At 69.3% G+C, this 23,667-nt stretch carries 21 protein-coding genes; 16 read left to right on the top strand and 5 right to left on the bottom strand.

Features of this window, described 5'->3' with window-relative positions:
- Window positions 1–203 precede the first annotated feature (203 nt).
- The 7 genes from ABH941_RS34985 to ABH941_RS34955 all read left to right on the top strand — a co-directional run bounded on the left by ABH941_RS34985 (window position 204) and on the right by ABH941_RS34955 (window position 9,365).
- Window positions 204–638 (top strand): ATP-binding protein, encoded by a 435-nt coding sequence (locus tag ABH941_RS34985; protein WP_370134005.1) that lies wholly within the window; start codon window positions 204–206, stop codon window positions 636–638.
- A 53-nt stretch (window positions 639–691) separates the two neighbouring features.
- Window positions 692–1,027, top strand: a complete 336-nt coding sequence (locus ABH941_RS34980) for a DUF6415 family natural product biosynthesis protein (protein WP_370134002.1) — start codon at window positions 692–694, stop codon at window positions 1,025–1,027.
- Window positions 1,028–1,442: 415 nt separating this feature from the next.
- Complete coding sequence (locus ABH941_RS34975; RefSeq protein WP_370133999.1) at window positions 1,443–1,616, top strand: FxLD family lanthipeptide; 174 nt, start codon at window positions 1,443–1,445, stop codon at window positions 1,614–1,616.
- Between the two features lie 199 nt (window positions 1,617–1,815).
- Window positions 1,816–4,785, top strand: coding sequence for a lantibiotic dehydratase (locus ABH941_RS34970; RefSeq protein WP_370134061.1), 2,970 nt, complete (start codon window positions 1,816–1,818; stop codon window positions 4,783–4,785).
- Entirely contained in the window at window positions 4,782–6,059 is a 1,278-nt protein-coding gene (locus ABH941_RS34965; protein ID WP_370133997.1) for a lanthionine synthetase C family protein, read from the top strand. The genes ABH941_RS34970 and ABH941_RS34965 overlap by 4 nt, the downstream gene beginning before the upstream one ends.
- A gap of 23 nt (window positions 6,060–6,082) precedes the next feature.
- A complete protein-coding gene (fxlM, locus tag ABH941_RS34960; RefSeq protein WP_370133995.1) occupies window positions 6,083–8,161 on the top strand; it encodes a methyltransferase, FxLD system in 2,079 nt (692 codons plus the stop codon).
- Window positions 8,162–8,249: 88 nt separating this feature from the next.
- Window positions 8,250–9,365, top strand: a complete 1,116-nt coding sequence (locus tag ABH941_RS34955) for a hypothetical protein (protein WP_370133991.1) — start codon at window positions 8,250–8,252, stop codon at window positions 9,363–9,365.
- A 96-nt stretch (window positions 9,366–9,461) separates the two neighbouring features.
- On the opposite strand, the gene ABH941_RS34950 is transcribed toward ABH941_RS34955, so the two are convergent.
- The 3 genes from ABH941_RS34950 to ABH941_RS34940 are packed head-to-tail and all read right to left on the bottom strand — an operon-like array spanning window position 9,462 to window position 12,378.
- Window positions 9,462–10,640, bottom strand: a complete 1,179-nt coding sequence (locus ABH941_RS34950) for a cytochrome P450 (RefSeq protein WP_370133989.1) — start codon at window positions 10,638–10,640, stop codon at window positions 9,462–9,464.
- Between the two features lie 5 nt (window positions 10,641–10,645).
- Window positions 10,646–11,836, bottom strand: coding sequence for an MAB_1171c family putative transporter (locus tag ABH941_RS34945; protein ID WP_370133987.1), 1,191 nt, complete (start codon window positions 11,834–11,836; stop codon window positions 10,646–10,648).
- Window positions 11,833–12,378, bottom strand: coding sequence for a regulator component (locus ABH941_RS34940; RefSeq protein WP_370133984.1), 546 nt, complete (start codon window positions 12,376–12,378; stop codon window positions 11,833–11,835). Before ABH941_RS34940 ends, ABH941_RS34945 begins: the two co-directional genes overlap by 4 nt.
- A gap of 351 nt (window positions 12,379–12,729) precedes the next feature.
- On the opposite strand from ABH941_RS34940, the gene ABH941_RS34935 reads away from it, so the two are divergent.
- Entirely contained in the window at window positions 12,730–13,554 is an 825-nt protein-coding gene (locus ABH941_RS34935) for a helix-turn-helix domain-containing protein (RefSeq protein ID WP_370133981.1), read from the top strand.
- Window positions 13,555–13,621: 67 nt separating this feature from the next.
- On the opposite strand, the gene ABH941_RS34930 is transcribed toward ABH941_RS34935, so the two are convergent.
- Window positions 13,622–14,071: a Secondary metabolite protein gene (locus ABH941_RS34930; protein ID WP_370133977.1), complete on the bottom strand. Its 450-nt coding sequence runs from the start codon at window positions 14,069–14,071 to the stop codon at window positions 13,622–13,624.
- A 432-nt stretch (window positions 14,072–14,503) separates the two neighbouring features.
- On the opposite strand from ABH941_RS34930, the gene ABH941_RS34925 reads away from it, so the two are divergent.
- The 6 genes from ABH941_RS34925 (at window position 14,504) to ABH941_RS34900 (ending at window position 18,581) form a co-directional block, all read left to right on the top strand.
- Window positions 14,504–14,830, top strand: a complete 327-nt coding sequence (locus ABH941_RS34925; RefSeq protein ID WP_370133974.1) for a transcriptional regulator — start codon at window positions 14,504–14,506, stop codon at window positions 14,828–14,830.
- 1 nt (window position 14,831) lies between these two features.
- Complete coding sequence (locus ABH941_RS34920) at window positions 14,832–15,848, top strand: hypothetical protein (RefSeq protein WP_370133971.1); 1,017 nt, start codon at window positions 14,832–14,834, stop codon at window positions 15,846–15,848.
- A complete protein-coding gene (locus tag ABH941_RS34915) occupies window positions 15,848–16,552 on the top strand; it encodes an ATP-binding protein (RefSeq protein WP_370133968.1) in 705 nt (234 codons plus the stop codon). The genes ABH941_RS34920 and ABH941_RS34915 overlap by 1 nt, the downstream gene beginning before the upstream one ends.
- Before the next feature lie 117 nt (window positions 16,553–16,669).
- Window positions 16,670–17,236, top strand: coding sequence for a WhiB family transcriptional regulator (locus ABH941_RS34910; RefSeq protein ID WP_370133965.1), 567 nt, complete (start codon window positions 16,670–16,672; stop codon window positions 17,234–17,236).
- A complete protein-coding gene (locus ABH941_RS34905; RefSeq protein WP_370133962.1) occupies window positions 17,233–18,252 on the top strand; it encodes a DUF2637 domain-containing protein in 1,020 nt (339 codons plus the stop codon). Before ABH941_RS34910 ends, ABH941_RS34905 begins: the two co-directional genes overlap by 4 nt.
- Before the next feature lie 104 nt (window positions 18,253–18,356).
- On the top strand, window positions 18,357–18,581 hold the full coding sequence (locus ABH941_RS34900; RefSeq protein ID WP_370133959.1) for a hypothetical protein: 225 nt from the start codon (window positions 18,357–18,359) through the stop codon (window positions 18,579–18,581).
- A 137-nt stretch (window positions 18,582–18,718) separates the two neighbouring features.
- On the opposite strand, the gene ltrA is transcribed toward ABH941_RS34900, so the two are convergent.
- Window positions 18,719–20,515 carry a group II intron reverse transcriptase/maturase gene (gene ltrA / locus ABH941_RS34895; RefSeq protein ID WP_370133957.1) on the bottom strand — a complete coding sequence of 599 codons (1,797 nt, stop codon included), beginning with the start codon at window positions 20,513–20,515 and terminating at the stop codon, window positions 18,719–18,721.
- Window positions 20,516–21,370: 855 nt separating this feature from the next.
- Here ltrA and mobC point away from each other — a divergent pair.
- Window positions 21,371–21,784: a plasmid mobilization relaxosome protein MobC gene (gene mobC, locus ABH941_RS34890; RefSeq protein WP_370133953.1), complete on the top strand. Its 414-nt coding sequence runs from the start codon at window positions 21,371–21,373 to the stop codon at window positions 21,782–21,784.
- Window positions 21,784–23,532 (top strand): mobilization protein, encoded by a 1,749-nt coding sequence (locus ABH941_RS34885; protein WP_370133950.1) that lies wholly within the window; start codon window positions 21,784–21,786, stop codon window positions 23,530–23,532. Before mobC ends, ABH941_RS34885 begins: the two co-directional genes overlap by 1 nt.
- Window positions 23,533–23,667 lie beyond the last annotated feature (135 nt).

The raw sequence follows: 23,667 nt of genomic DNA, 5'->3' as shown, positions 1-23,667 counted from the left end.
GGTCTTGCACAAGTGGCGAATGACGACGGACAGGTGATGTCTCCTCAGGTGTCCCTTTCGGCCATCCGATCGTGTCGAGATGACCGGAGAGATGGGATGGCGATGTCCTCTGTATCCGGTGGACTCTGGCCTGACCCGATCACCTCCTTCGCCAGGCGGCTGGTCGTCAGATCCAAGATCCACGCCAGGGGAGGGAGGTATCCGTGACCATCGCCACCAAGCCCGTCACCGCCGAGACGCGGTTCCCCAGTAGCCCTGAGGCAGTTGGCCTGGTCCGCAGATTCGCGGCCTCGATGCTCTCCTCGGATGAGTTCGACGCCCGGCAGGCGGTCGATGTGGTCGAACTGCTCCTGTCGGAGCTGGTCACCAACGTCGTCCGGCACACCCAGACGGATTTGATCATCGTGGTACTGCTCCGGGATGCCGTCGGCGTCCGAGTGGCCGTCCGCGATTCATCCGACGCCGTTCCTGTCAGGAGAACACCCGATTCCGACGATGACGGAGGTCGGGGCCTGCTCCTGGTTGATGCCCTGGCGGATGAGTGGTGCGTCGAGAAGCACCCCGAGGGCGGCAAGACCGTCTGGGCCGTGGTGAGTGTGCAGCGCCCGGTCCAAGGAGACGTGGAGGGAAGTCAGTGACGGTGCAGGCCGCCCCTTGGAGGCCCCCGCTGGAGGCCCCGGTCCTCCAGAGCATGCTCGATCGCCTGCGGTCATGGACACCGTTCGATGCGGACGCCCTCCTCGATGACATCGCCGTAGCCCTGGGCGAGGTGACGCCTGCCACGAGCGAGGTCGCCCGATTGCTTCACCGGCTTCGTAGTGCGCTGCCGCAGCTGGTGGGCATCGCCGTGGCATCGGGCGCGTGCAGGAAGGTCGAATACGTCGCGGTCCTCGTCCGACGGGCCCGCGCCGTGACGGAGCAGCCGGACACCGGCACAGCCCTCGGCCTGAGGCAGGCGGGCTGGTGCTGCCATGAACTGCTGGACCAGCTGGTGGCAGGCGGGTACATCAAGGGCGTGCCGCCATGACGACTCTCCGATTCTCGTTCTACCGGCTGGACACGGTGATTTCGGCGTCGGGCGAGGTGACGAGGGAGCGGGTGGCGGTGAAGGCGCCAGTGACCTACACGGCGCCCGGCCGCCCGGAGCCCCTGATCGGTTTCGCTACTCCATGCGGGTGTCCCCAGGCACCGGCCTGTCATGCGCGCGAGGCCGCAACGGCGCGGTAGCGCCCTTCGATTCCTCTGCTTCACGGCAGAGGTGCCCTGCTTCACCAGCAGGGCGGTGCCGCGTCGGGCTCCCCGGGCCCGGCCGGCACCGGAAGTAGCTCACGTCGGCGAGGAGCGTGAGGGCCCTCGCCGACGTGAGCCCCTCTCGTCCGGCCGCCTCACGGCGGTTCCGGGTGCACCATTCCTGCTTTCCCTTCCCACGAAAGAGAGTTGGCATGAGCAACGTCCGGCACATCACACACGCGCAGCCGGTGACCGCGGACCCGTCCGCGATCAGCTTCGAGCTGGACGTCACCCTGGTCGAGGTCGGCGACGCCGCAGGCCTGGTCAGCGTGACCGACGACGGCTGCGGCCAGACCTGCGGCGCCTGCACCACCAACGTGGCCTGATCGCAGGCGCATAGAACCGAGCCGGTGCCGCCGCGCCCCCGATGCGCGACGGCACCGGCCACCCACCTGGACCAGGAGATGGTTGATGGCATCGAGCACCGCGTTCCGCGCCGGCAAGACCATGCTCGTCCGCGCGGTCGCCCGGCCGGAACTCCCAATCCCCCCAGTCCCCGATCTCGATGACCCCTCCCCACTTGGCATGGGCACCCGGCTGGCGTGGCTTCGGCACGTCTGGTCCAGGCAGGACTTCGCCGAGGCCCTGGAGCACGCCAGCCCGGACCTCACCGCCCAGGTGCGTTCCTTGTGCTCCTCCGATGCCCCGGAAGACCGTGATGTGCGCCGCGCCGCTGCCTCGGTGGGCCGCTACGTGCTGCGCGCCGAGCAGCGGGCGACTCCCTTCGGGCTGTTCGCCGGTGTCGCTGTGGCCGCGTTCGGACCACGGGCTGGTGCGAGGTGGGGTGCGGAGCACACGGCGATCGGGCGGGCGAGTGCGGAGTGGCTGACGGCCGTGGTGGGGCGGCTGCAGTCGTGCCCCGAGCTGCTGGAGCGCCTGGCGGTGGTCGTCAACAACACCGTGCAGGTACGCGGCGACCAGCTGGTCGTGCCGTACAAGTCGGACACCGGCGGCGACCGGCGGCGGGCCGTTGAAGCATCCATGGCGCTGACTGCTCCGGTGCAGGCCGTCCTAGACGCAGCCCGCGCTCCCATCGGCGTGGGGGTCCTCGCGGACAAACTGACCGCGGACTTCCCCGCGGCAGGTCGGGAACGGGCGAAGCGACTCGTGCAGGGGCTGATCCAGCACCGCGTGCTCATCACCTGCCTGGACGCGCCGAGCACCGAGACCGACGCCCTGGACTACCTGCTGGGCCAGCTGGATGCCGTGAACGCCGACGCGGTCACTGAGATCGCTGACCTGGTTCGCGATCTGCGCGCCGTCCACGCCGAACTGCGCGGCTGCGCCTCCCGCGGCGGCCGGGCCGGCGCCGCCGCCCGGATGCGCGCCGTGGTCCCAGGGCTGCGCCGCCACCCGCTGGCCCTCGACTTACGCTTGGACGCCGCGATCGAGCTGCCGGACGGGGTCGCTCGCGAGGCCGAGCGGGCTGCCGATGTCCTGGCCCGGGTCAGTGCCCAGCCGTACGGGACCGCTGCATGGAAGGCGTACCAGCGGCGGTTCTACGAGACCTTTGGCATCGGCACGATGGTGCCGCTGATGGACGCCGTCGCTGACAGCGGCACCGGCTTCCCTGACGGATACCCGGGCACCCCCAGTGACGGCCGCCGCTCTCGCGTCTCACAACGCGATGACGTCCTGGTTCGGCTGGCGCAGGCCGCCGCCTTGGACGGCTGCGACGAAGTGCTTCTGACCGACGACCTGATCGCGGCGATGGACCTGGGACCGGAATGCCCCAGAGTGCCGCCGCACCTCGAAGTCGGCGTCCGCGTGCACGCCGCCAGCGCCGAAGACCTGCAGCGCGGTCGGTTCCGACTGGAGATGGCGAGCGTGTCGCGGGGGGCGGGCGTCACCATCGGCCGGTTCCTGGGCGTGCTGGCCCCCGAGGATTGCGCACTGCTGGCAGCCGAACTGGCCGACCTTCCAACGGCTGACACCGGGACCATCGCTGCCCAGTTGTCCTTCCCGCCGCTGCACCCCAGCAGCGCCCACGTCTCCCGTGCCCCTCAGGTCCTGCCCACCGTGATCAGCGTCCAGGAGCACCGCACCGCGAGCAGCAACGTGCTCACCCCGGCCGGCCTTGCCGTGGCCTGCGATGGCCGCCGCATGTACCTGGCCGTGCCCGAGCGCGGCCAGCGGGTCGAGGCGGTGGGGATGAACGCGCTGAACCTCCGGGAGCACACGCCGCCGCTGGCCCGATTCCTCATCGAGTTGTCCCGCGCCCAGTGCGCGCAGGTCACCTTGTTCGACTGGGGCGCGGCGAACGCGATGCCGTTCCTGCCCCGGCTGCTGTACGGCCGCACGGTGCTCGCTGCGGCCCGGTGGCGACTGGAAGCCGCCGAACTCCCCGGCCGTGACCGACTGCAAGCCCAGTGGGACACGGCCCTTGAGGACTGGCGCATCAGGCGGCGGATGCCGCGACGGGTCCACCTGGCCGAAGGCGATCAGCGCCTGCTGCTCGATCTCGACCAAGGGCCGCACCGGACGCTGCTGCGCCAGCACCTGGACCGCAGCGGCACGGCGGTCCTGGTGGAAGCCCCTGCCGCTGACGCCTACGGCTGGTGCGACGGCCGCGCGCACGAAATCGTCGTGCCGCTCAAGGCCACCCGGCCGCCGGCGTGGCCGACACTGCCGATCCCCACCCCGGCCCGGACCCTGTCCCCAGCACAGACCCAGACGCCCGGCGTCTCCCCGCTGCTGCTGACCACCCTCTACGGCGACCTGCGCCGACAGGACGTCCTCCTCGCCCAGCACCTCCCCGACCTGCTGGACCGTCTGGGCAGCCCACCCTGGTGGTACATCCGATTCCGCGACCCCCAGCACCACCTGCGGCTGCGCATCGCACTGCCCGACGCCGACGCCGACGCCGACGCCTTCGCCAAGGCCGCCCGCACCATCGGCACCTGGGCCAACGAGCTGCGTGCCGCTGGCCTGCTGTCGGACCTGCGCTTCCCCACCTCCTACCGTGAGGTGGGCCGCTGGGGCTCCGGGGCTGCCTGGGACGCCGCCGAGGAGGTGTTCCGCGCAGACTCCCGGGCCGTCGTGACCCAACTCGCCCAGCGGCAACGCCCGGTACAGCGCGCACTGGTGGCCGCCCACACCGTCGCCATCGCCACCGCCTTCCTGGGCAGTCCCGAGGCCGCGATGCGGTGGCTGGTCACCCACATCCCCGCCGCCGCACCGTCCCCGGTACCGCGCCCGCAGTTCACCGAGACCGTCCGCCTGGCCGACCCCAGCGACCACTGGGCCGCGCTGCGCAGCGCACCCGGCGGAGAGGCCGTGGTGGAGGCGTGGGCCGACCGGACTGCGGCCCTGGCCGCCTACCGGCCCCATCTCGCCCACCCCGACAGCGAGGGCATCCGCCTGGACGATGTCCTGTCCTCGCTGCTGCACGTGCACTTCGTGCGGCACGTCGCGGTCGACTTCCCCGAGGAGGCGATCTGCCTGTACCTGACCCGCGCCGTCGCCCTGGCCTGGATGTCCCGGGGGACCCAGTGATCCACCACCCCGCGCTCACGGTCGCGGACACCATCGCCGACCTGCTGGCCGACCCCAGCATCGCGCCGGTCAGACCCCGCACCATCACGACGGACCGGCAGCAGCTGGCCTACGGGCCGGTGGGAATCGCACTGCTGCACATCGAGCGAGCGGCCGCCGGCCTGGGCCCATGGCAGCCAGCCCACGACTGGCTCGCCGCTGCCACCAGCGGACCGGTCACCAGCGGACCCGACAGCCACCCCTTCTACGGCACCCCGGCCCTCGCCCACGCCCTGGCCTGCGCAGCCGAGCACCAGCCCGACGCCTACCAGCGCGCCCTGCACCGCCTGGACACGCAGATCGACTTCGACATTCGCCGCCGCCTCGACACAGCTCACCGCCGCCTGGACGCCGGCCACCTCCCGCACTTGGCCGAGTTCGACGTGATCCGTGGACTCACCGGCTACGGCGCCTACCTGCTTCACCGCGACCCGTACAACCCCACCCTAAGCAGCATCCTGCACTACTGCGTCCGCCTCACCGAGCCGGTCAGCGACCACGGCGAGACCCTGCCCGGCTGGTGGACAAGCTCCGGACCCACCGGCCGCCCCGAGGACCGGTACCCCGGAGGCCACGGCAACAACGGCATGGCACACGGCGTCGGCGCAGTCCTCGCGCTCCTGGCCCTGGCCCTACGGCACGGCCACACCGTAGGCGGCCACCACAGGGCGCTACGAACGATCCTGGCGTGGCTGGACCACTGGCAGGAAGACGACAGCCCCGGCGTTGCCTGGCCGTACTGGATCACACGCGCCGAGCTCCGGTACGGACGCCTCGCCCCGTCTGCGCCGCGCCGTCCCTCATGGTGCTACGGCACCGCCGGCCTCGCCCGCGCCCAGCAACTCGCCGCCCTGGCGCTCGGCGACAAGAACCGCCAGGCCACCGCCGAGAACGCGCTCGTGGCCGCCCTTCTCCCGGAATCCGCCCAAGTCAAAGCCACCACCGACGACGGCCTGTGCCACGGCTTCGCCGGGCTCGCCCATCTCGCGGCCCGGGCCGCCGCCGACGCCCACCCCTCGACCGCCGTACAGCTGCGCGCAGCAATCCCGGCCCTGCTGAGCACCGTGTGCCCGCCAGACACCGCACCCTCGGCCGTAGCCACCGCTCTGGCACAGGACCCGGAAGCCGGGCCGGGATTTCTCAACGGCGCCGCGGGCATCGCCCTGGCGCTCCGCACCCCCGCCACCGGCACACCGCCGATATCCCCCTGGGACGCCTGCCTGCTCATCGCCTGACTACCGACCGAAGGACCCGCGCCATGGCCCCGCAACGCTGGCACCAGCACACCGTCACCTTCACCGACCCCGCGAGCAGCAAGCGCGTCATCGCCGAACGGCTCGCGCCCGTCCTGCTGGCCGCCGAGGAAGCCGGACACATCGACGGCTGGTGGTTCATGAACAAGACGCCCTGGCCGCTGCGCTACCGAGCCGCCCAGCCCTCTTCACTGGTCCAGGCAGTCCTGAGCGACCTCACTTACGACGGCACGGTGAAGACCGCACTGCCTGGCATCTACGAACCTGAGTCCATCGCCTTCGGCGGAGCCCAGGCGATGGACACCGCCCACGACCTCTTCCACCAGGACAGCCGACACCTCCTCACCTACCGGCCCGGCCCCGGGCACCTGGGCCGCAGGGAGACCGCCGTCTTGCTGATCAGCGCCATGATGCGCGCCGCCAACCTGGACTGGTTCGAGCAGGGCGACGTGTGGGCGAAGGCAGCCGCGCTGCGCCCGGCCCCCGGACTCACCCCGGAGCGGTGCGCCGAGCTGATACCGGCCATGCGGACCCTGATGACCGTCGACGCCCGCAGCCTGTGCGGCCCCGACGGCCCGCTCGGTGGTCAATACGAGTGGGTGGCCGCCTTCGAGCAGACCGGGACGGCGCTGGCCAACCTCGCGGCGCAGGCCACGCTCTCGCGCGGCCTGCGCCGCGTCATCGCACACCACGTGATCTTCCACGCCAACCGCGCAGGTCTCCTCCCCGGTGACCAAAGCGCCCTTTTCGCCATAGCACGAGAGGCAGTCATGGGATCCAGTGACACCACCGCGTCCTCCGCTGAGGGCACATCCGCAACCACTAGCGTCGGGGCCGTGACTACCGACACCATCGCCCCCAACGGGGCTGCGGCCGCACGCTTTCGCAACACCCTGGTCGACAAGATTCGCGAGTCCGGGTACGCCCGCGACAGCGCCGTCGAGGCGGCGCTGCGCACCGTGCCCCGCCACCTGTTCGTGCCCGACGCCACCCTCGAAGAGGCGTACGCCGACAGCCCGGTCAACATCAAGTACGACACCGACGGCACCTCGATCTCCTGCGCCTCGCAGCCCGGCGTCGTCGCGCTCATGCTGGACCAGCTCGATGCCCAACCCGGCGAACGCATTCTCGAACTGGGAGCCGGCACCGGCTACAACGCCGCCCTGCTGGCCTACCTGGTCGGCGACAGCGGCCACGTCACCACGATCGACGTCGACGACGACCTCGTGGAGGGGGCCCGCGCCCACCTGGCCGCTGGCGGGTTCAGCAACGTCGAGGCGCTGACCCGGGACGGGGCACTCGGCCACGCCGAAGGCGCCCCCTACCAACGGATCATCGCCACCGTCGGCGCCCACGGCGTCCCGCACGCCTGGCTCGACCAACTCGCCCCCGGCGGACGGCTCGTCGTCCCCCAGCGGCTGACCGGCAGCGTGTCCCGCTCCATCGCCTACGAGCAGCACGAGGGCCGCTGGACCAGCGTCACCAGCAAGATGAACACCTTCATGCCGCTGCGCCGAGGCATCGCCGACGACGACCGCCGCGTGATCCCCCTCAGCACGGACGGCACCGTGCGCCTCCAGGCCCCCACCGGAGCACGGGTCGACGCCGAAGCCCTGGCCGGTGTGCTGGACCAACCGCGCACCGAGGAGTGGACCGGCATGACCGTGCGGGCCATGGAGTCACCGGAGTGGATGGAGCTGTTCGTCTCCTGCTCCCTGCCCTCCGGGCTGATCCGGATGCTGTTCCCGGCCGCAGCCAAGGGCACGCTGCTCACCGACGACCCCTACCCGTCGTCCACCGCCGCGGTCGACAAGGGCGCCGTGACCTACCTCGCCCGCCGTCTGCTGGAGCAGAAGACCCCCGAGGGCGGCAAGCTCTGGGAGTTCGGCGTTATCGGCCACGGGCCCGGCAGCCACGAACTGGCCGCGCAGGTGGCCGAGGCGATCCGTACCTGGGACCGCGACTACCGGGACCGCGAGGCGTCCTTCGAGATCCGGGATCTCGACGCGCCCGCGATCGAGCAGCGGCCCGGCCGGTTCGCCATCGACACCCCGCTGAACCGGATCGTCGCCGACTGGCGCTGACACCGCCGCCGAGTCGATGAGAGTGGAGCCCGCCAGTGGTGGCGGGCTCCACCGATCCCGACTCGCACTGCCAACTCCAGGGGGAGCCATGGACCCGTTCAGCCAGACAGCGCTGCGGTTTCCGCTCGTCGCCCGGTTCCGCCCCGCCTGCCTGCCGCTGCCGGACCGGGTACAGGCGCTGGTCGACCTGGCGGCCCGAGCCGCGCACCAGGGCGAACAGGGCCTGGCCTCAACCGTCTTCAACCAGTCGGCGCTCCTGGCCTCCGACCTCGGCCTGCCTGACCTCGCCCGGTCGATGTGCCACCGACACGCCCGCGCCTACCTGGCAGCCACGCCGCTGACGGCCGCCAGCGCCATCCGAGGGCTGGAGCCCCTGGTCAACCTCGCCCGACTGCAGATCCGCGCCGGCAACACCGACGACGGCCGCCAGCGAATCCTGGACCTCCACGAAGCTTTCGGCACCGCAGACAGCGCGGACTTCGAGGGCATCACCGTGCCAGCCGACCTCTGCCGAACGGAAGACGACCGGCAGGAGGTCCGCGCGTGGCTGTGGCGTGTGCTGCTCGCTGACGGCACGCGCGCCCTGACCGGCACAGGGCGCTGGCGCGAGGCCTTGGCCCACATCGAGCAGCACCGAGGCGTGGGCTCACGGATGCTGGACGGCCGCCAAGTCGCCGTCGTCGCCGCCCTCACTGAAGGGGACACGGCCCGCGCATGGGACCTCATCACCACCACCACTCCGGGTGATCCGTGGGAGCAGGAAGTCACCGGCTGCCTGGCCGTACTCTGCCGCCGCGACACAGGGCAGGATTCCGATGCCGCCCTGTCCGCCCTGGTGAACACCTACCTCAACCACGAGGCCCAGCCAGGGCTGACGGTGTTCGACATGCGCCTGGGACTTACCGTCCTGGACGCCATCGACAACCGCGAACCCGCCAGTGCCCGCAGTATCGTCGACGACCTGGCCCGGCGAACAACGTGGGCCCGGGACGGCTACGCCGCCCGCGAGACGCTGGCCGACCGTATGTTCACCCGCATCGCCACGGACCGTCAGCGCAACGATGCCAGAGCCCTGTTCCAAGCCTGCGGCCTGGAAGCCGCCGACCTGTCCGACGAACATGCCGCCGCTCTCTCCTCGGGCCTCGATCGCAGCCAAGCAGTCATTACTCGCTCTCTGGCCGTCGCGGCACCATCCCGGGCGTAGCGAGGCAGTGGCCGCGAAGCCAATACTCACCAGAGGGGGGCCACCGGAGCTGACTCCGGCGGCCGTTCTGTGGCTCGTCGGCGATGCACTGGCCGACTACGTCAGGACGGGGAGCGATGCCAGGCCGCGCACAAGGCGGGTGCGCCGCCAGTCCAGTTGATCAGGTGGTAGGGCGAGCCGGATTCCGGGGAAGCGGGTCAGGATCGCCCGCAGGGCGATGTCCGCTTCTGCTTTGGCCAGGGGGGCACCGACGCAGCGGTGGATGCCGTGGCCGAAGCTGAGATGACCAGCGGCGTCCCGGCTCAGGTTGAGCTGGTCCGGTGACGGGAACCGCTGCGGGTCGCGGTTGGCGGCTCCAAGGGCAACCACCACCGGGACTGCGGCCGGAATCTCAGTGCCGCCGAGCGTGATGGCCGTCGTGGTGAACCGGAAGGTGGCTGTGCTGACCGGGGGATCGAACCGGAGCAGCTCATCCAGCGAGGCCGGCACGTCATCCGGGTTCTGCTGCAGGTGCTTCAGCTCGGCTGGGTGCTGGAGCAGCGCCAGAACGGCGTTGCCGAGGAAGTTGGTGGTGGTCTCGTGCCCGGCGACGAGCAGTAGCACCGCCAGGGAGACCAGTTCTTCCTCGCTGAGGTGGTCGTCCCCGTCGCGCGCCGAGATCAGGCGGTCGAGGAGCGAGTCACCGGGGCGCAGGCGCTTGGCAGCGATGAGGCCGGTCATGTAGCCGGCCATGGAGTGCGAGGCCGTGTCGATGAGGTCCGGTTTCCCGGCTGCGAACAGTTCTCCGGACCAGCGCTGGACGTCGGGCCGATCAGCCTCTGGCACTCCGAGCAGCTCGCAGATCACGATGACAGGCAGCGGCACCGCCAGGCTGGCGACGAGGTCGACCTGCTCTCCGGCAGGCCACTGGTCGAGCAGTGCGTCGGTGACCTTGGCGATGAACGGGCGAAGGTCGGCGACAGCGCCGGTCGTGAACGCCTTGGTCACCAGCTTGCGCAGCCGCGTGTGCTGGGGCGGGTCGCTGGCCAGCATGTTGTGCGCGACAGCAGGGTGCAGCCGGCGCCGCGACCCCTTGTCGGCGAAGAAGGCGGCCGTGTCCTTCGAGAGCCGCGGGTCACCGAGAGCTTGCCGGGCTTCTGCGTAGCCGGTGACCAGGTAGCTGCTGTGCCCACTTGAGCCGGTGGGCACCTGCTGCACCGGGCACTTGGAACGCATGGCCGCATAGGTGGGGTAGGGGTCGCGATGGAATCGAGGGTTCTGGGTCGGGTCGTTCATGGCTATCAGGCTCCAACCAGTTCCGGCTGGCCGCCATCGGCGACACGCACGTCCGGCTGGTGGGCGTAGGCGTCGGCTACCTGGAGGAGCCACTGGGTGTCGGTACGGAGGTCCTTCCGCGCAGCGGCGTCTGTCGTCGAAGGCGGAGCGACTTCGTTGGGGAACTGGCCTGCATGCAGGCAGGCCAACGCAGCCTTGACGACTGTCGCCTCGACGACCGCGGCTCTCCCTTCCGCTCCGCCGCCAGAAGTCCGCTGAGCGACATCCTGCACGCGCTGGGAACGGTAGGGCCTGAGGGCGAGGATTCCGTCGCTGATATCAATTACCCGCCGCTGAAGGAGGAAATCGGAGTCGCCCGCGGCCTCCTTGTCGGTGTCATCTGCTGACAGGACGATCTCCGGCATCGCATTCGACAGCTCCTGCCAGAGGGGACCGAGCGCGGCGAAGGACCGCACCTCCCAGCGGTGACGGCGAGCCTGAGTGATCGGGAAGACCACAGCAGGCAGCGTCAGGCCAAGGCAGATCAGCAGAACCGCGAGCGCCGGGGAGGTCACGCTGAAGACGCAGGGAGCGGCGACGAGCGAGGAACACTCCGAGTGGTCGGGGATGAGTTGGTAGCCCAGACCCAGAGAGAAGAGGACCGTGAGCTTGTATGCGGCGTAGACAAGGGCGAAGGCACAGCCCACCGCCGCCATCCGAAAGCCGATCCGAACGCTTCTCCTGCGAGTCGACTTCGACTGGAGAAGGGCCTGCCGCAGGAAATCGACGACGGCGAAGCTCAGGTACGAGATGAAGAGGAGCAGGTAGAGCGCGTAGACCTGCGGGGACCGATGCGTCACTTGCTCGTACGTGAACAACACGGTCATGCCGAAGACGGATGCGGCGAGGAGGACGACACGCAGACGGATGCGGCGGCGTGCTTCCGCCTGGTTCAGGTTGACCTGGAAAGAGATAGCGAGGACCGAGGTGGCAGCCGCCAGAGAGGCGGAGTTGCTCAGAAGCCGGGCCACATGCGGCACGACCGCTTCCACTGCGTTCTCGAACAGCGGTGCGTAGGAGGCGAAGGCGAGGCCGAACGAGGCGAGGAGACCGCCCATGGCCCACGTTCCGGCGGGTCGGGGTGTGCCCCGACCGAGGATCCAGTAGCCGGCAGCCGCTGCGAGCAGGCAGGCCATGCCGAGGAAGATGGCATTCATCGTGAGCGGAACCGAACTTTCTTAATCGGCTGGGCGAAAAGTGCGTCCCAGCTATCCGATCCCTTTTCGGGCTGGTGAGAAGGGGATTCGCGTTCGCGGTAGATGCGCTGACGAATAACGGTCGCCATCATCTCAGCTTCGCGTTCGTCGGCCGTCGAATAGCTCGTGCGCCCGGACATGCGCATCACCAGCGTGGGGTTCACTCCGAGTGCACGCGCCGTTTCAGCATCGATCTCCAGGCTTCCCGGATGGTCGCAGTACACGTGGCATAGCTCGTGTGTCAGAATGTGCCGTTGGTGGTGTACAGACGTGCCCTCCTCGTAGTAGAGGAGATCGACCTGCGCTGTCTCCAGGCGTATACCGCACGGAGCGTCGATCGCCCCGAGCGTGCTCAGGGGTTTGAGGATGATCGGCTTTCCGCGGAGCGCGGTGATCGCATCGCGCAATTCGCGCGTGCTGAAGCGATACGGGAGACGCAAGCGATCGACCTGGGCCTCGCATGATTTGCGCAGTCGACTCTCGTCGATTTCGGGCAACGGCATAGCAGGCCCCCCTCAGTCTGGGCTGTGCACCAACTTGCTGGTAGCGATGGCATGAGGATGCCAAGAAGTAGGGGGAAGTCACACTTCCCGGAACTGGTGGTTCCGGTTACGGGTGGTGACCCATTTCGGAGTGGGCGGCGAAGGGTGATCAAGGCTGCCCGAATTGTCGATCTTGATCCATGTCGAACGACTCCAGTGGCCTCAAGGCATCGTGGTGTGCAGCCCAGTTTGTTGAACTATCTACTATTCGCTATGTTCGATTACGCTGAATGACCGCTCCATGATCCTTTGATGGTCATTCAGGGCGTGTTGTGGCGCATGTCACCTGATCGTCCGATCTAATCTCACCCCATGGATCCCTGGGGCGGGCAGCGTGACAGTGACGAGCCGGATGGCGAGTCCCTACCAGAGCTCCTACGTTCGTGGCGGGGCCGTGCGGATCCACGGACATTTCCAGGCCTGACCGTGTCGGGTCGACGGAGTAATGGGCTGACGCAGCATGACGCGGCCCGGCTGGCTGGTGTAAGCGAGCGCTGGTACGGCTCGCTGGAGCGGGGGAAGAAGGCCGGCTACTCCGAGGACTTCCTCGATCGCATCTCGTCCGCGTTGCGACTGAGCCGCGCGGAGCGTCACGCGCTGTACGTGAGGGCGGTCGGGCATCCGCCGGCCCTCGCTGCCGTACCCGAGGCGGACGCGGCGGCGGAAATGGACGAGGTGCTCCAGCAGTTCCTCGACAAGCAGGCACCCGATCCTGCCTTTGTGACGGACTTCGCATGGAATGTGATTGGGTACAACGAGCCGTTGCGGGAGTGGTTCCCGTGGGCTGCTCACCAGGCCAATCACATGCGCTGGGCCTTTCTCCGGCCGGAGGCCCGCGAGCAGCTCGTGAACTGGGAGCAGGACTGGGCCCGCCCCTACCTGGGGCAGATCCGCTACGAGCGAGGCCATGATCCGAACAATGAAGCCCTCCGGACTCTGGAGCGCGACATCCTCGCGGGATCCCCAGTCGCGCGGAGGATTTGGGACCGCCGCGAGATGGTTGAGCATCCTGACGGTGACCTGCGCAGGCTCAGGCTTCCGTATCACCGGGGGCGGGAAGTCGCCGTGCGCATCGTTGCCTTGCGCCCGATGCGCAGTAATCGGCTCCGGGTGATCGTGCTGATGGAAGCCGACTGAGGAGCCGCCACCATCCGATCGGCCTGGGGCGGACCGATGCGTGCCGCGGTTCAGGCCGGGGCGAGGCTCATTCGTCGTCGAGCAGCCCGGAGTCGTCCGCATCGTCCGGCATGCCTTCGAGTCGGCGGGCCTGGTCGATCACGGAGTTCAGCATCTGCAAGCTCGACGTGCTGAGCCCGTTGGCGCGCAGCGCGACCCTGCGAACGTCCTGGTTGCGCATCGCCGCGACCAGCTGAATCTCGGCACGCTGCCGCTCGGCCTCCTCCTCGTCGAAGAAGTAGCCCGGGTTCACGCCGAAGAAGCCAGCCAGTGCCCGGATGGTCTGCATCTTCGGGTTGCCGCCGTTGGACGCCGTGCGGAGCTGCTGGATGGCACTGGCCGAGATGGTCACCCCGGAGGTGTCCTTGATGCCCTGCGACACCTCCGCGTAGGTGTACGGGCCCCGGCCCTTCGGGTGGACCTCCTTGAACAGGTAGTCGAGCAGCTCCGCGAAGGTGCGCTCGTTCTTCTCGGTCATCTACAGCCCTTCGTCATGACCGCGAGTCTATCCAGTCCTCTGGTGATCATGCCCCCAAGCATCTCAGATCCCGACAGTGCAGTTGACGCGGGGACGCCATTGCGGTGTACGTTGACCCTCATGTTCATCCAGTGCACTGTTCCATGCCTGGTAGGAGTGGGTATGAAGATGCTGGACTTGTGTCGGGGGTCGCCATATGGTTCTGGTCCCCGCACAAGTGGATCACTGGCCGGAACGCGGTCGGGGAGGGAGGGGTGATGCAGGCACGCGGATCTTGACACGCGGCCGGGGCGGAACGAGACCGGCGCCCGGGAGCTACCAACTCCCAAGCGCCGGGCCGGCACCCCGAAGGACACCGATTCACATCTCGCAGGCGGCGTGCCTTTTGCACGAGAACGCCGCACCGCACTCCTACGAACAACGGAGTATCCCATGCTCGCCATGCCGAGCGACACCCTGGCCTGCCCGGACACGGCCCGCCAGCAGCGCCTGGCAGCCCAGCTCGCGGACATGATCCCCGGGGCGGCCACCATACGTGTCAGTCTGAATGACCCGAAGCAGGCGTGGCCTCACCCGCACGCCATCGCGAAGGACGCGGCTGGGGAGACGATCGACCTGAACCGGACGACCGACAGGGTGGTGGCCCGGTGGATCCTGCGGGTCTGGCCGGACCTGGACTGGAACCGGGCTCGCACCTTCGACCTCGCCGCCGCGACCCTGACGCGCAGCGACCTCACTGGTGCCGGTCGGGGCCGCTGACATGGCCCGGATCCGAACGATCAAGCCGGAGGCGTTCTTCTCCGAGTCGCTTGCCGAGGTGAGCGTCGAGGCCGAGCGGACTTTCTTCGGCCTCCTCACTCAGGCCGACGACCACGGCCGCCACCGGGACAACGCCGCGATCATCGCGGGGCTGCTCTGGCCGCTGCGGGCCGAGCACACCTCGGTCCACGTCGAGGACGACCTCCAGCACCTCGCCAACGCGGGCCTGGTCTGCCGCTACACGGGCTGCGACGGCCGCCGCTACCTGCACGTCATGACCTGGTCCGAGCACCAGAAGATCGACAAGCCCAGCGTGTCCAGACTGCCCTCCTGTCCGCAGCACCACGCGGCGGACCGGTGCGGCCCCTGCAAGGGCGCCTGCACCAAGCGCATCGAGGCACCGCCCACCCCTACCCGAGGGCTCGCCGAGACTTCGCCGAACGCTCCCCAAGACCTCGCTCTGCCCGCGCCGCCCGCACCGACACTGCCCTCCGCCCCAAACGAGGCCGCGACCGCCCAGCAGGACGCCCTCATTGGACTCGACGAGGCCCCTGATCAGGGCAACGGTAAAACAGCAGGTCAGACGGCATTCCCCGAGGGCTACCCGAGGCCTCCCCGAAACCTCTCCGAGGGCTCGGCGTCTGGATCTAGGATCTTGGATCCTGGATCTTCCTTCCCTACGGGGCGCACAGCGCCCGCAGCTGGTGTCTCGGCCAACCAACTCGTCGGCGAGTACATCGCGGTCTGCGACGAGCGCCCGCCCAGCGACGTGATCGGCCACCTCGGGCGGATCGCCAAGAAGCTGCTGGGCGAGGGGATCGCCCCGGAGCACATCCGGGCCGGGCTGCAGAACTTCGCCACCAATCCCAAGCACCCGAGCGTGCTGACCAGCATGGTCAACGAGGCGATGAACGCACGCTCCGCCGGTTTGGCGCGGCCGGGAATCCGGCCTAACGTGCCCGCTCACCAGGCGTGGACCAACCCGGTCGATACTGCCGCCTACGCCGAGGAGCTGTAATGCGCACCCTTGCCCGCGACCCGCGAACCCTCGGCAGCGAGGGCACCCTGGACCGGATGGCCCGCATCCTGGCCGCCCGCAACATCGACCCGGCCGCCATCGCTGCGCTGGACGGCGAGTTCGAGCGCTTCTCCGCGCTGGACGCCCTGTCGGCCGGGATGCCCCCGCGCTACCAGGGCGCGGTCGCCACCCACCCGCAGGTCCTTGCCTGGGCCCGCGACGTCGCCGAGCAGGCCGTCGCCCCCAGCCTGGGTGCCAGGCGGCAGGTCATCACCGGCCCCAGCCTGCTGATGGCCGGAGTGGTCGGCGCGGGCAAAACCCACGAGGCGTACGGTGCGGTCCGCCAACTGGTGCAGACCGGCGTCGGCGTGCGCTGGCGGGCGACCACCGCCGCCGACCTCTACGCCGACCTGCGCCCCCGGCCCGGGGTCGACAGCGAGCGGGAGCTGGCGACCGTCAGCCGCTGCCCCCTGCTGATCATCGACGACCTCGGCGCGGCCAAGACGTCCGAGTGGACCGAGGAAGTGACGTACCGGCTGATCAACCGCCGGTATAACCACATGCTCCCGACTCTGGTCACCACCAACCTGGCGATCAAGGACCTCCGGGCCTACCTCGGCGACCGCGTCACCAGCAGGCTCGCGCAGATGACCACCCGGGTCGAGTTCGATCCCGTCGACCGCAGACGCCACCCCGCTGCCTGATCTGCCGCAGGCCGCCACGCCGGGCCGCGCCCTCAGCGCGCCGCCCCATGCACCTCCCGACCCAGTGCACCCCTCCGCCGACGCCCCTGCGCGCGGAGAGCGATCGGAGCCATCCGCATGATCACCACGACGATCCGCCCTGCCCGCCACCGGTCGCTCGGCGACCACACCTGGAAGGACGACGCTGTCTGCCAGAGCACCGAGTACAACCCGGTAGACCCCGACATCTTCTTCCCCGAGCCCGACGAGACCGTCAAGATCGCTGCCGCCAAGTCGCTGTGCGGCCAGTGCCCGGTCCGCCGCACCTGCCTGGACGCCGCGCTGGAAGGCGGCGAGAGCCACGGCATCCGGGGCGGGATGACGGAGGAGGAGCGTGGGCCCCTGCACTTGAAGCTCGCCCATCGCCTCGACTACAGCCGGGTCAACGCCACCGTGGCCGGGCGGGACGTCCACCTCACCAAGGCCGAGCGTCGCGCGGTCGTCCACGCCGCCTACCGGTATGGGGTAACCGTGCAGCGCCTGGCCTGGCTCCTGAAGATCACCGAGGAGCACGCCCAGAAGCTCTACCGCGAGACCCGCCGCGCCCTGCGCAACCGAGACCTGGAGCAGACCGCGAGGACCACCCCGCCTCCCGAGACCGACGGCGAGCGCCTGGGCCGCGACGACTTCGGGACGGCGGCGTGAACATCGGAGCAGCGCCGAAGACGGCGCACATCACTGGTTGGGACCGCGTGGTGGTTATTACGCTGGGCGGCGCGGGATGCGCCCTGTCGTACGACGCCCTCCAGCAGATGGCCGTGGCCATCCACGTCCGCGGTCTCCTGACTTACGTCTTCCCTTTGGTGATCGACGGGTTCATCGCCTACGGCATCCGGGCTCTGCTGGTACTGCGCGACGCGCCTCTGCGCGCCCGGCTCTACGTCTGGACGCTCTTCGGCACGGCCACCGCCGCCAGCATCTGGGCCAACGCGCTGCACGCGGTCAGGCTCAACGAGGAGAACGCTTCGGCCAGCGGGCTGCGGCTCGGGGACACCGTAGTCGCCGTCCTGTCCACCGTCGCCCCGCTTGCCCTGGCCGGAGCCGTTCACCTCTACATTCTCATCGCCCGGAGGCCGGCCAAGGACAGTGACCGAAGTGACCGCGACGACCTCGGTCAGGTCGGTCAGGCCGACCGCATCTCGGTCACTCGCACTGACCGTGCCGGTCAGCCGAAGCCCCAGCCCGGTCAGGTCAGCGCCCTGCCCGACCACTCCCGCCTGTCTTTGGACAAGCACTGCCCAACGACCGGGTCAATGGCCGGGGGCGGTGACCCGGCGGTCGCCAACCGCCCGTACACCGGCCACCACGACGTGGAACCCACCAGCGCTGACCTGCCCGGACAGGCGGACATCAGTGACCGACCGGTCGGCACCGAGCCGGTTACGAGTCTTTCGGTCTGCCTCCCGCCGGTCACTGCCCACCCGGTCACCGCGCCGCCGGTCAGTGGCACGGTCACTGGTGACCGACGGCCTGACCCCGATACCGAGGAATTGCTGGAGATCGCGCGGTCAGCGGTCAGGGCCGAGGACAAGCTGACCCGCAAGGTGGTCGCCCAGGCGATTCGAGGTCAGCAGATCCCGCTGTCCAGCGACACCCTGACCGCCCTGATGGTCCAGCTCCGCGAACAGCATGGACAGTCGGTCACCTCCTCCCGGAACTGACCGCCCACCACGGGGGCGGGTGACCGAGCAGGACACCACGGCCGGTCGCTCGACCCCTGGCAATCACCCCTGCAACCTCCCGAAGCGAACCGGAGAGCACCGCCATGCGCACCAACCCCGCAACCCCGGCCGAGGTGGACTCCTGGCTGAAAGTCCTGCACCAGCGTGGTCACCTCCACCGTGCCGAATCGCGACCCGACAACACCTGGACCGTGCAACGACGCCGACACAGCCGCCCCTGGACCCTGCACCACCCGGTCCTGGCCATGGACTGGATCGAGGAACTCGTCCGAGACGTCCACCAGCAGGACCCGGAAGCGAGCCAGTGAGCACCAATGACCCGGCGGCCACCACATCCGGACGGGAACGTCACGCTACGACGGCTCCAGGCGGGTCGGGTAGGCGGGGCGCATTGCTGCGCCCCGCCCCCCTCAGAACCGGACTTGCGACTTTCACCGCATCCGGCTCAAGCAAGCCGCGAGGGCTTCGTCAGTGCCTCTCCGTCGGACCGATTGCCGTCTCCAGCGTGGTGTTGGCGGTGGCAGTCTGCGTGGACGAGGCGGAGGTTGCTCCGATCGTTCGCCCCGCCGTGTTGCCGGTAGACGAAGTGGTGCTTGTTCAGCATCTTCTTCGACGCCGCGAACCATTCGATCCACTCGCGTGGACTGTCGGGCTCGTACTCGGCTCCGGCGATGAGCGCCTGCTTGCACAGTGGACACCGGCCCTTCTGGGCCGCGGCCAGGGCAAGGCTCATCTTGTCCATGGGCGGCGGCACCTTCCGGCGACGGCGCTTGTGCCAGTAGGCGGACAGGGACGGGTCGTCAGGCGACGCCGTCCCGAACACGATCTCGTGTCGAACGATCCCGGTCCAGGAGAACTTCGGGAGATAGGCCCCACTTTCGTGATCACCCAGCACCCACATGTCCTGCCGGGCCTTGTTGAAGCGGCCGAAGTACCGGTGCTTGATCCACAGTCCCGACTTGTTCGGGTGACTGCGTCTCGCCCACCGGTAGGCCAGCGTGAACATGTAGCTGTCCAGCGCGCGGAACGTCTCGCTGGACACCACACTCCGGTAGTAGGCCGCCCATCCACGGACGATGGGCACCATTTTCTTCAGTACCGCGCCGATGTTGCCGCCCTGGAGGGCGCGCATCTCGTCACGCAGGCGCTTCCGGAGCCTCGCGCAGGCCGTCTTACTCGGCTTGACCAGCATCTTGTCCCCGTGCCTGCGCACGGTGAACCCGAGGAAGTCGAACCCTTCAGTGAGGTGGACTACACGGGTCTTCTCCTCGTTGAAGCGCAGACCCCTCGGCTCCAGCCATCTGGCCAGTTCCTCCTTGGCGCGGTGCACCTGGGCTTCGTCGTGACCGAGCACCACGAAGTCGTCGGCGTAGCGAACCAGGACGGGCGTGCCAGCCACCGCGCGCATCAGGTTGCCCTTCCCACGCCGGTAGCGGCAGCCCGCCGCCTCCTCCATTCCGTGCAGGGCGATGTTCAGCAGCAGCGGGCTGACCACCCCTCCTTGCGGGGTGCCCTCTTCCGTGGGTGCCCAGCGCCCTTGCTCCAGCACGCCGGCCTTGAGCCAGTCGCGGACCAGGTCCCTGGCGGGGAACTGTCCGATCTCGGCCATCAGGTGGTCGTGGCTGATGCGGTCGAACGCCGCCTTCAGGTCCGCGTCCAGCGCCCACAGGCGCTTGGCGTTCTTCCCCTTCGATGCCAGGAAGACCGCCCGGATCGCGTCCTGGCAGCTGCGGCCGGGCCGGAACCCGTACGATCTGGGCTCGAACCTGGCCTCCCACTCGGGCTCCAGCGCGTTCTTGACGCGGCTTTGCATCACCCGGTCACGGATGACCGGGATACCGAGCGGGCGCTGCTGCCCGTTCGCCTTCGGGATGTACACGCGCTTCACCGGCCGTGCCTGCCAAGGGGTCTGCGACCGATGGACTTCGGCCGCGAGTCGGCCCCGCGCCTGCGGCGTCAGGGCCACCTCCTTGTCCACGCCCGCTGTCGCGCGTCCGGTGCTCTGCTGGGTTACCCGCCGCACGCTGACCAGCGTGTTGCTGTAGCTCCGCAGCATGAGTTTCTGGAGATTGCGGACCTGCTTCAGGTCCCCTTCCTGCGAAGCCTTGAAGATCCTCTGCCTCAGCCGCCGTACGTGCGCCTCGTGCCTGGCCCAGTCGATGCCGTGCCAGTCCAGGCCCTCGCCCTCCGGTCCGTTCGCCGGGGCGGCGAGGGCGGCAGGCTCGATGGTCTGTTCGCTCATCACCGCCTCCAGCGTCTAACTTGTCCTTCGGTTCCAGCGTCCTTGCGTCGGTGCTTCAAAGGCTCACCTGGCCCACGTCAGCTCCCTTTCAGGCCGGGCACGAGCCCGTATCCGGCGGGTTATGGCGGCCAGCGGGTGAAGAGTCCGCTGCCCGGTTTCCCCTGGCCTTTCGACCTACCGGCCTTCGCTTCTTGGGCCATCCTGTTCCTGCTGAGGGATTCCGCTCCCCTTACGGTCGGCCTACCAGGAGCGAACTCCTGGACCCCATCAGGGCTTTCGTGTTCCGCATGCCCAAGATGCGGCTGGGGTGGGCGCCCTTTCTCCCCGGGACCAGCGGTGTCCGGCTCCCTGGACTTGCTCGATCCAGGGGCCGCCTGACGCCTTGCAGCGTCCGGGTCCTTCCCGCCGACAACTGACCATCAGGGCGGGTGCGACATCACGAGGATTCCTCAAGGGTTCACTCTCGTTCGCCCGTCCAGCCTTCCCCTCGCCTGTCGCTCCTCGATGGCCAAGGTGCGCTTGGGCTTGAACGCTCAGCTTCACACCCCGCCGTTACCAGCGACGCATGTGAGCGCGGGGACGGATTCGGACACAAATCCGGAGGCCTCTCGCCTTGTCTACCTCTTCACGCGATCAACCTCGCTTCGAACAAGCGACCTCACGCCGCACAGCAAGTTGTCCCCTTGGATATCCCAAGGGGCTATCCAAGGGGGATGCCCTCGCCCAGGGGGGCGAGGGCGGCTGGACTGGTCCCGGGGCGAGGGCTCCCCGGGACCAGTCCAGCCCGCAGTACCAGGGGGCGCCGCGACCGGGAGAAGCCCACCAGCTCCTGCACCCGTTGCGAGCGAGCCGACCGTGAGCACGCCCGCCTTCCCCGACCGCGCCCCGCACCGCCGCCAGTACAAGCCCCGACACCGAGAAGACGTCATCGCCACCCGCCTGACCCCCGACGAGAAAGCCGAGATCACTGCCGCCGCCCGACGCGCTGGACTGTTCCCCTCCGGATTCCTCGCCGAGGCCGGCCTCGCCGCCGCCCGCGGTTCCACCACCATCCAGCCCAACCGCCGCCTCGACGACGCCATCGACGAACTGACCGCCACCCGAACCGCGTTGGCCCGCATCGGCAACAACATCAATCAGATCGCCTACATTTACAACTCCGCCAGCACCCCGCGCCCCGGCGAACTCGACCACGCCCTGGCCGCCCTGGTCCAGACCCTGGCGCGCATCGACGACACGGCCACCGCCCTCGTAGGACATCGCAGCTGATGATCCCCAAGATCCGGCGCGGGAGTCGCACCCGAGGACTGCTCGCCTACCTCTTCGGCCCCGGCAAGAACGAGGAGCACACCGACGCCCACCTCGTCGGCTCCTGGGACGGCTTCGCCCCCGACCCCAGTCGCGATCCGAACCCCGACGCCGACCCCAACGCCACGCTCTCCCGCCTGGCCGCCGCCCTGGACCTGCGTGTTAAGCAGGCCGGAGTCCGGGCACCCGCCGAACACGTCTGGCACTGTTCGGTCCGCACTGCCCCGGGCGACCGAACCTTGAGTGACCAGGAGTGGAACGGCATCGCCCAGCGCATCCTGCACGCCGTCAACATTGCCCCCAAGGACGACCCCGACGGCTGCCGCTGGGTCGCGGTGCGCCACGCGGACGACCACATCCACATCCTGGCCACCATGGTCCGAGGCGACCTGCGCCGACCCCGGATGCACTTCGACAAGAAGCAGGCCCAGGCCGAATGCCGGGCCGTCGAAGAGGAGATGGGCCTGCGCCGACTCCACGCCGGAGACGGCACCGCCCCCAAGAACCCCACCAGCGCCGAACGCTTCAAAGCCGAACGCACCGGCCGCCCCGAGGCTCCACGCGAAACACTGCGCGAAGCCGTCCGCCAGGCCCTCGCCGGGGCCGCCACCGAAGCGGAGTTCTTCACCCGACTGCACGAGGCCGGGCTGCGCGTGGAGATGCGCAACGCCCCCTCCGGCGATGCCCTCGGCTACAACGTCGCCCTCCCCGGCGATCGCAACCGCGACAACGAACCGATCTGGTTCGCAGGCTCTACCCTGGCCCCCGACCTCTCCCTGCCAAAGATCCGCCGCCGCTTGGCCGACGGCACCATCGACCAGACCATACCTTCGGCCACCTCCAGCGGCCGACCGGACTGGTCACCACCCGCCCGCGAACGACGCAACGCCACCGCAGTCGCCGAGCACGCTGCCATCCTGCTCGACAGCGACGACGACCAGGCCGCCGCACAGCTCGTTGGGATCGGCGAACTGCTGGACGCAGTCGCCCAGACCTCCCCGGCCGCCACCCGCGCCGAACTGGGAGCCGCCGCCCGCGCCTTCGAGCGCGCCACCCGCAGCCACGTCCGCGCTGAACGCGCCGACACCCGGGCGATCCGCTCGGCGGCCCGGGGCATCATCCACGCCGGCAGGGCTCTCGGACGAGGCGAAGACGGCGGCACCACCGCCATGCTCCTGTCCACGATGGTCCTGGTCGCCCTCGCCGCCGCCCGCTGGCACTCCGCACGAGGCCACTCCCAGCAGGCCGCCGCCTCGCGACGGGCAGCAGGACACCTGCGAGCCGCCTACCGCCAAGCCGCCGCCACACCCATGCAGGCGCTGAGCGACCAAGGCCGCGTCCTGCCCGCAGCCGAACGCAGCGCCCACGAGGCCACCATCCGTGCCGCCCTTCCCAAGGACGTACTACCAGCCGACAACCTGCCCACGACCGACGCCTTGGCCGCCACCCTTGCCCAGGCCGAACAGGCAGGCCATGATCCCAAGGCCCTCCTGCAGCAGGCCATCGACATGCGCGAACTCAACACCGCCGAGGACGTAACCGACGTTCTGGTTTGGCGACTGCGCCGCCTCGCCCAGCTCCCCGCCCACCCCGGCGAAAGGACCCGCCGCCCCAAGGCCGCCACCGGCCAGACCAAGACTGCGGCCAACCGCACCAGTACCCGGACGGCACCCCCGTCCGATCCGCGAAACCGCCCTCCGCGCCGCTGACCAGCAGTCCGGCAGGCCCGCCAATGCTCCGCCCGCACCCCTGCTGAGCAGTTCGACTCCGGTGGATGTCAATGGTTCTGCAGCCACCAGACCAAGGCGGCAACGAGTGTGGTCCCGGCTGCGGTAGCGATGCCT

Source organism: Streptacidiphilus sp. EB103A, assembly GCF_041261405.1.
GTDB lineage: Bacteria > Actinomycetota > Actinomycetes > Streptomycetales > Streptomycetaceae > Streptacidiphilus.
Note: the sequence above shows the minus strand (reverse complement) of the source record. Positions and strands in the feature narration are given on the sequence as shown.